Here is a 2,291-nt window from a genome sequence, read left to right as displayed (position 1 = left end):
CCAGATATACGGCTTCCCGCCTTCGGGTCCCGGCACGGTGAACACGGACGTCTCGCTCCCCCCCTTCAACAGGACGGGCGCCTGTTCGGTTGCCCGGTAGGTGCGGGGGAGCGCCTCGCCCGCCTGCCTGCCGAGTTCCGAGATGCCCCGGTTCATGCCGATTCCGAACAGCGTCATTCCCACAATGGTGAACGCCAGACCCAGCAGCACCTCGTCGAGGTTCCGTATCCGCTCCCGCACGACGAGCAGAAGCACCGCGACCAGCACCCCGGAGAGGGGAAGCACGGAAGAAAGCGCGTCTTTGGCGTACTGCTTCAGCTGGATGAGCGCCGCTTCCGACTCGGCGACCGCCTCCTGCGCGTCTTCCTCGTCCGCCGACGCGGCAAGCGCGGCTCCGGGGAAGCGCGCGGAGAACGCCTCTTCGGTCAGCGCTCCCGCTTTCACGGCGTCCCGCCCCAGCTCGGCGAGCTTGTCCCTGCTCCCCGCGACGTATTCCGCTTTTGCGCGGCTCTCCATATCGGATAAGAAGAAGGCGCTCGGCGCGGGGATATGCGGCGACACGGCGAGCGCGAGGATGAACACGGCGGCGACCGGCAGCGCCGAGGCGAGGGTAATCACGCCCAGACCGGAGGCTCCGCTGCCTTTGCCGCCGCGGGCAACCTTCGCCACGCCCAAACCGAGCGCGATAACGAGCGGCACCGTTACCGGTCCGGTGGTAACGCCGCCCGTGTCCCACGCAAGCCCGACGACGGATACCAGCACGGGGTCGTATTCAAAGAAGAAACTCGCTACGGCCAGCACGGGCATGACGATAAAGACGGAAGGCTTGAAGCCCCAGCCGTACAGAAAGCGGAACACGCCGAGCAGTACGGAAACCCCCACGCCGGAGGCTATCGTCATGACGAGCCAGCCGCTTTTGCGGTTCAGCAGGAAGTAAAGGAGCGGCGCGTCCCACGCGGTGGCGGCGCCCCCCTGCATTTTCAGGAAGCCGATAGCCGGCTCGGCGAGCGTCGCCGTTATGCCTATGACGAGCGCGAAGAAGGCGACCCCGACCGCGCCCGCGCGGGGCGGCAGGCGCAGCCCGCACTGCTCGCCGAGGGGCATGACTCCCAGCAGCAGCCCTTCAAGGAAGAAAGCAAGCCCCGCGACCGTCGCCCCCACGCCGATAGCGGTGGAGAGCGCGTTCTGTACTGGCACGCGCAGCACAAAGGTCTGGGCAAGCACCAGATAGACGACCACAAACGCGACCGCCTTGATTTGGGCGCGGAAGCGCGCGGAGGCATAGGAAGCGACCATGACATGCGACTGGCTAAAGGGGATTTTTACCCGCTTCTGTTTCGCCGGCGCAGCAGCTCGTTGATTCATACCGCATATATACCAAAGTTTCCCGCGCTTGTAAAGCGGCGTGCGGACACAGCGGCAACATAGTTGCCCGCGCTACGCACGGGCAGCGACCGAGAAGAAACTGCCGCACGCCGTAGCGTGCTACCGAGTTTGCCTTGCAAACTCGCGGGCAAATAGGCAGAACCTCGGCGTAAAGGCAGGATATAGCGGAAAAACTTTTGTATTATATAGAGATAGCAGGTATAGAGGCGAAGCCTGACGCGACCCGCGGCGGCGTTTTTGAGCCACGCGCAGACTCTTGCGGGGCGCTCACAGGATTTTATGCATCGCTCACAAAGTTTTTTGCGTGGCTCACAAAGTTTTTTGCGTCGCTCACAAAGTTTTATGCGCCGCTCACAAAATTTTATGCGTCACTCACAAGGTTTTTTGCGCGACTCGCAGGATCTTGCGAGTTACTCGCGGGATCTTGCGGGCGACCCGCAAGATCTTATGAGCGACTCGCAGGCTTGTATGAGTCAGCTCGCAGGACCTTGCGAGTTACTCGCGGGACCTTGCGCGTGACTCGCAAGATCTTATGAGCGACTCGCGGGACCTTGCGAGCGACGCATAAAATTGTATGAGCGGCTCGTTTGACGCCGCTTTTGTGCAAAATAACTTACTGACAGGATGCGAAAAACATATTGTACAGCGGCAATTGTGTTTTCCGGTGTCTGCAAAAAGCAAGCGGTAAAGCAGACGACGTAGCGCTTGCGCCGTAGCTTCAGCATATGCGCAGAGTGGTGTCGGGGTAACCCCAACACCACCCTGCTGTTTATTCCCACTAGGTAGTGTGGACTAAAGAGGAGGAGAGAGGTAAAATAGGAAGCATGAATGAAATATTCCGTAGCAAACTATGGAATATTTCATTAAAATCGTTTTCGGCACCCTCAAACGCTGGTGAGGAATCG

General features: G+C 60.3%; 1 protein-coding gene. It reads right to left on the bottom strand.

Going from position 1 to position 2,291, the window contains the following annotated elements; translation table 11 throughout:
- Positions 1-1,365: DUF1538 domain-containing protein (locus AWU74_RS05060; protein WP_162504850.1), on the bottom strand; the 1,365-nt coding region annotated here is incomplete at its 3' end.
- Positions 1,366-2,291: the final 926 nt, after the last annotated feature.

Source organism: Treponema endosymbiont of Eucomonympha sp. (assembly GCF_001028545.1).
The sequence above is the reverse complement of the archived record's forward strand: the minus strand, read 5'-3'. Positions and strand labels throughout refer to the sequence as shown.